At 68.8% G+C, this 6,221-nt stretch carries 5 protein-coding genes and 1 pseudogene; 2 read left to right on the forward strand and 4 right to left on the reverse strand.

Annotated elements, in window-relative coordinates; translation table 11 throughout:
* The 3 genes and pseudogenes from J7E68_RS19530 to J7E68_RS02685 form a co-directional block, all read right to left on the reverse strand.
* A pseudogene (locus J7E68_RS19530) lies at positions 1-252 on the reverse strand (ABC transporter substrate-binding protein); the annotation flags it as partial.
* 363 nt (positions 253-615) lie between these two features.
* Complete coding sequence (locus tag J7E68_RS02680; protein WP_215169620.1) at positions 616-2,337, reverse strand: ABC transporter ATP-binding protein; 1,722 nt, start codon at positions 2,335-2,337, stop codon at positions 616-618.
* Between the two features lie 123 nt (positions 2,338-2,460).
* Entirely contained in the window at positions 2,461-3,369 is a 909-nt protein-coding gene (locus J7E68_RS02685; RefSeq protein WP_215169622.1) for a LysR family transcriptional regulator, read from the reverse strand.
* Between the two features lie 133 nt (positions 3,370-3,502).
* Here J7E68_RS02685 and J7E68_RS02690 point away from each other — a divergent pair, with 133 nt between their 5' ends.
* On the forward strand, positions 3,503-4,816 hold the full coding sequence (locus tag J7E68_RS02690; RefSeq protein ID WP_215169624.1) for a glucarate dehydratase family protein: 1,314 nt from the start codon (positions 3,503-3,505) through the stop codon (positions 4,814-4,816).
* A complete protein-coding gene (locus J7E68_RS02695; protein ID WP_311416126.1) occupies positions 4,813-5,805 on the forward strand; it encodes a 2-hydroxyacid dehydrogenase in 993 nt (330 codons plus the stop codon). Before J7E68_RS02690 ends, J7E68_RS02695 begins: the two co-directional genes overlap by 4 nt.
* Positions 5,806-5,835: 30 nt before the next feature.
* Here J7E68_RS02695 and J7E68_RS02700 read toward each other — a convergent pair.
* A partial coding sequence (locus J7E68_RS02700) for a TSUP family transporter (protein ID WP_215169626.1) occupies positions 5,836-6,221 on the reverse strand: 386 nt, incomplete at its 5' end.

A 6,221-nucleotide genomic window follows, 5' to 3' on the forward strand; every position in this document is an offset into this window, starting at 1 on the left:
GATGGTGCGGGTCGTCAGGTCGGCGCCGCCGAGGCCCACGATCGCGATGTCGATGCCGGCATCCGCTGCCTGCTCGGTGATCCACTCGCCGCGGCCGTCGCTGTTCGAGTTCGTGTAGACGATGAGCGTCTCATCGGACCCTTCGCCCGAGCCTTCGCCGCCGTCGGTGCTGCCTGCGCAACCGCTCAGGGTCACGGCCGCAACCGCCGCGATTCCCAGGAGAGCAAAGCGCTTCTTTCGGATGTCGACCATGGTCGCCTTTCTCGTCATCGAGGTATGTCTGATCCGACTGTACCCCGGCATTGTGGTGTCTACACAACAATCTGGCTGTTTCTTAGCCGCGTTCGCGCGACCGCACTCAAGATAGGGGTCGAACGTGAACGCCGGGGGAGCGCGACGTGAACTGTCGACGCTGTGCCTCGCCTGATGCCTGATGCCTATGCGGTGGGTGGTCAGTTTCGCACCTGAAACGGCCATAAGGGGTGCGAAAGTGACCACTCGCGCGCCCGGCGTGCGGTGGGTGGTCAGTTTCGCACCGGAAGTGGCCGTGAGGGATGCGAAAGTGACCACGCACGCACGCGCGTGCGCACGCGCGGTCGAACCGAGGGCGACGCCTCAGGCGGAGAACGCGGGCACGGCCTCGATCAGCATCCGGGTGTACTCCTCTTGCGGAGCCGTGAAGATCTGGGCGGCCTCGCCGCACTCGACGAGCTTTCCGTTCTTGAGAACGGCGACGCGGTCGGCGGTCTCGGCGACCACCCCGAGGTCGTGCGTGATGAAGAGGTACGTCAGCTCGCGCTCGCGCTGCAGCTCATCGAGCAGCTTCAGGATCTGCGCCTGCACCGACACGTCGAGTGCCGAGACGGCCTCATCGAGCACGAGGAACTCGGGGTCGAGGGCGAGGGCGCGGGCGATCGCCACGCGCTGCCGCTGGCCGCCCGACAGCTCATCGGGGAAGCGGCCCAGCATGCCGTCGGGAAGAGCGACCTGCTCGGACAGCTCGAGAGCGCGCTTCGACCGCGTCGAGCGATCGCCCTCGCCGAACGACAGCAGCGGCTCGGTGATGAGCTGCTCGATGGTCATGCGCGGGTTCAGCGAGTCGAACGGGCTCTGATAGACCATCTGGAACCGCCGCCGCAGCTGCCGCAGCTTCTCGCCCTTGAGGTGCGTGATGTCGTCGCCGGCGAACGAGATCGAGCCCGACGTCGGCTCTTCCAGTCGCAGCACGAGGCGCGCGAGCGTGCTCTTGCCCGATCCGGACTCGCCCACGACGGCGAGCGTCTCGCCACGGCGCACGTCGAGTGAGACGGCGTCGACGGCGGTGAGAGTGCGGCGGTCGCCCTCGCCCTTGGGCAGCGGGAAGATCTTGGTCAGATCGGTCACCCGCACGATCGGCTCTGCGCCGAACTCGATGCGGGCCTTGGTCGATGCGGTGCGCCGCTCGTGCGCGCTCAACCGGGGCGCTGCGGCGATGAGCTTGCGCGTGTACTCGTGCGTCGGAGCATTCATCACCTGCTCGGCGGGTCCCGAATCGACGATCTCTCCCTGCTTCATGACGACGACCCGATCGGCCCGCTCGGCCGCCATGCCCAGGTCGTGGGTGATGAGCAGGATCGCGGTTCCCAGCTCTCGCGTCAGGTTGGCGAGGTGGTCGAGGATCTGCTTCTGCACCGTCACATCGAGAGCGCTGGTGGGCTCGTCGGCGATGATCAGGCTCGGCTGCGCAGCCAATGCGCCCGCGATCAGCGCGCGCTGCTTCATGCCACCCGAGAACTGATGCGGGTACTGCTTCGCCCGCTCGGCCGGATACGTGAGCCCCGCCATCTCGAGCAGTTCGACCGCGCGCTCATGCGCGTCGTGCTTGGTCGCGAGTCCGTGCACGAGCAGCGGCTCGGCCACCTGCACGCCCACGCGTCGCACGGGATTGAGCGACAGCGCCGGGTCCTGCGGAACGAGTCCGATGAGACGCCCGCGGATGCTGCGCCAGCGCCGCTCGTTCAGGGGGATCAGATCCTCGCCCTCGAACTCGATGCGCCCGCTCACCACCTCGGCGTTCGGTGCGAGAAGGTTCATGATCGACTGCGCGACGGTGCTCTTGCCAGAGCCCGACTCGCCCACGATCGCGACGACCTCGCCACGACCCACGCCCAGGTTCACGCCGCGCACCGCATCGACCTCGCGGTCGCCGATGCGATAGGCGACACGCAGATCCTCGACGCGCAGGATGTCGTCACGCGCGGCGTCTTCACGCGCGGCGGGGTGCCCGCCCGGCACCGGGTTCACGGACTCACCGAGTCGAGCGGACTCATCGGCGGTCGCGGCGACGTCGTTCGGCATGCGTCCTCCTCATCGAGCACGGGTCGTGCCATCAGCACTGTCATCTTCCTGTTCACGCTAGGCGTGCTGATTCATCCTGATCAAGCCCTACATCGGCATTGGGCTATGCGCCCGGTGCATCGATCACTCGACGCGATCGACGTCGTCGATCAGGTTCAGCAGCCGTTCGACGAGAGGATTGTGCGACTCCGAGTTCCACGCGATGTCGAGTTCGACGCTGTTCACCCGCGTCGACGGATCGGTCTCGCTGATCGGCAGCAGCGTCACCGTGTCGGGAGAGATCCGCTCGGCGGACTCCGGCACCAGCGTGAACCCGATGCCGGCGCTGACCATTGCGAGCAGCGCCGGCACCTGGCCCGCGTACTGCACGATGTGCGGATGCACCCCGCTCGCCACGAACATCGACAGCAGCAGGTCGTGGAAGTACCTTGCGCCGCTCGGTGAGTACATGAGCAGCGACTCGTCCTTGAGGTCGATGAGCTTCAGCGGCTCGCCGCGCTGCGCGAGGGCCGAGTCGCTGGGAAGCGCCACCGACAGGCGCTCGCGGTAGACCGCCCGACTGCCGATCTGCGGTCGGGCGAGCAGCGGCCGCATCAGGCCGATGTCGACGGTGCCCTTCTCGAGCTCTTCCACCTGGTCGAGTGAGACGAGTTCGCGCAGCAGCAGCGTGACGCCGGGCAGTTCGGCCGACGCGCGACGCAGCAGATCGGGCACGACCGCCTGCCCCGCCATCGCCGTGTAGGCGATCGTGACGGTGCCGGCCGCGCCCTCGCCGACCGAGCGCACATCCGAGACGGCTTTCGCTGCGAGGTCGATGAGGCGTCGCGCGTTGGGCAGCAGTGCGCGCCCGGCCTGGGTCAGCGCGACGCGGCGACTGGTGCGGTCGAAGAGCCTGGTCGACAGCTCGCGCTCGAGCTGCTGGATCTGGCGGCTGAGTGGCGGCTGCGTCATCTTCAGTCGCGTCGCCGCCGCCCCGAAGTGCAGTTCCTCAGCCACGGCGATGAAGCATTCGAGCTGTACCAGCGAGATCATCGATCCACTCCCGACATCAATCAGTGCGACTTTTGGTTTGTCTGCGCATCTGTCCCCACCATAGTGTCGGAGAAACTCGATGACGCGGAATCCGCCGATGCGGAGTCCCCGGAGTCTCACCGACGGAGGCGTGATGTCCGAAGAGCTCCTGCTGTCTGTCCCTGCCGCCACGCGGCTGGCCGAGAACGCGGTGCGGTCGATCCGCATCACGCCGGTGGCCTTCCACGACCCACCCCTGCTCAACACCGTCGGTGTGCACGAGCCCCTGGCGCTGCGCGCCATCGTGCAGGTGACCACCGAGTCGGGAGTCGTCGGGCTCGGCGAGACCTACGGCGACAGTGCGCACCTGCAACGGCTGCGGGTCGCCGCCGACGCCGTGCTCGGCTGCGATGTGTTCGCGACCAACGACCTGCGAGCGCGGGTCGAACGCAGTGTGGCCGGCGACGGCGTGCAGGGTGGGCACGGCATGTCGGGCATGGTCACGGGCACCAGCACCGGCGACCGGGTGCTGTCGCCTTTCGACGTCGCCGCCGTCGACATCCGAGGCAAGCTTCTCGGCATGCCTGCCAGTGAGCTCTTGGGCGGACGCGTGCGGGATGCCGTGCCGTTCAGCGGCTACCTCTTCTACAAGTGGGCAGGCCACCCGGGCGGATCCGACGACGAGTGGGGCGAGGCGCTCACGCCCGACGGGATCGTCAGGCAGGCGCGTCGCATCGTCGACACCTACGGCTTCACCGCGCTCAAGCTCAAGGCCGGGGTGTTCGCGCCCGACGACGAGATCGCGGCGATCCTGGCGCTGCGCGAGGAGTTTCCCGATCACCCGCTGCGCATCGATCCGAACGGCGCCTGGACAGTCGAGACCTCGCTGCGGGTGGCCGACGCACTGAAGGATGTGCTCGAGTACCTCGAAGACCCCACCCCGGGCCTTGCGGGCATGGCCGAGGTGCGCCGCCACACCGATCTGCCGCTCGCGACCAACATGTGCGTGGTCGCGTTCTCGCACATCGCCGAGGCCGTGCGGCTCGGCGCGATCGACATCGTGCTCTCCGACCACCACTTCTGGGGAGGCCTCGAGCGCTCGCGCCTGCTCGCGGGCTTCGCCGAGACCCTCGGGTGGGGACTCTCGATGCACTCGAACTCGCACCTCGGCATCAGCCTCGCCGCGATGACCCACCTCGCCGCGGCCACTCCGGGCGTGGGCTATGCGTGCGACACGCACTGGCCGTGGAAGCGAGAGGACGAAGACGTCATCGCACCGGGCGCGCTCACCTTCAGAGACGGATCGCTGGCGGTGCCGACCGCACCGGGCCTGGGCGTCGAGCTCGACCCCGAGGCGCTGGCGCGGCTGCACAGGCAGTATCTCGACGGCGGCATCCGCGAGCGCGACGACACCGGCTACATGCAGCGGGTCGACCCCGGATACGTGCTGGAAAGCCCCCGCTGGTGAGCGCGGAGCGGCGGGATCCGTTGCGCATCGCGGTCACCGATCCGATCATGTCGGCGTTCGCCGACGACCTGCGCCGCACCGCGCGGCCGCACGAGTGGGTGTTCGCCGACCTCGAGGTGCCCGGATCGACTCGCGCGGCGATCGAGGGCGCCGATGTGGTGATCTGCTCGCGACTCACGGTCGACGAGATGGCCGGTGCCGATCACGTGCGTCTCGTGCACGCGACGGGTGCCGGGGTCGACCGGGTGGATGCCGGCGCCGTGCCCGACGGCGTGCCGCTCTGCAACACCGGTCATCACGGCGCCGCGATCGCCGAGCACGTGATCATGACGGCGCTCATGCTGCGCCGTCGAGTGATCGAGGCCGACGCCGAGATGCGCCGGGGAGAGTGGTGCACGATCGCCACGGCAGGCGCCCCGTACCATCGCTCGCTCGCCGGCAGCACTCTCGGGCTCATCGGCTATGGCGAGATCGGCCGCTCTGTGGCGCACCTGGCGACGGCGTTCGGGATGCGCGTGGTCGCCCTGCGCCGGCATCCGGATGCCGGTGGCCCCGGATCCGAGCTGCTCGATCGCGTGTACGGCGAAGACGAGCTGCATCCCCTGCTTCGCGAGAGCGATGTCGTCGTCGTCACCGCACCCCTGACCGAGAGCACGCGGGGGATGATCGATGCTGACGCACTCGCGCAGCTGCACGCCGACGCGCTGATCGTCAACGTCGCCCGCGGCGCGCTCATCGACGAGGACGCGCTGTATACGGCCCTCGCCGAGGGGCGCATCGGAGGAGCGGCGATCGACGTCTGGTGGGATGCTCCGCAGGGTGCCGAGGCGCCGCCTGTCGTGCAGAGATTCGCCGGGCTCGATCGGGTCGTGCTGACCCCGCACCACTCAGGCCATGCCCGCGAGGTCTTCACCGCTCGCGCCGCCGACATCGCCCGCAACATCGACCTGCTCGACGCGGGCCTTCCGCTGGAACGCCAGGTGCGCTGAGCGGTCAGGCGATCTGCCCGCGGCATCCGGTCAGAAGAGCTCGACCAGACGGGTGACGATCAGCGTCACTGCGCCCAGAGCGGATGCTCCGAGGGCGATCGCGCGCGTGCGCCGACGATTGAGGAACCGGTTCACGAAGCGCGACAGCACCACGCCGCCCACGGCGAACGGGGCCATCCAGGCAGCGGTGGCGAGCGCATGCGCGGGCACTGCGCCCCACAGGAACAGGGCCACGAGCGACAGCGACGACCCGACGAGGAAGAACGCCGACATCGTGCCGCGCAGCCGTGGCCCCTCTGAGCCCTGCCAGATGATCGCCATCGGCGTGCCGCCCACAGACGTCGTCGTGCCCATGAGGCCCGACAGCGCCCCCGCCACCGCCTGCGTCGTCCGGGTCACCCGCGGGTGCCAGCCGC

This window comes from Microbacterium sp. ISL-103 (assembly GCF_018613995.1).
GTDB lineage: Bacteria > Actinomycetota > Actinomycetes > Actinomycetales > Microbacteriaceae > Microbacterium.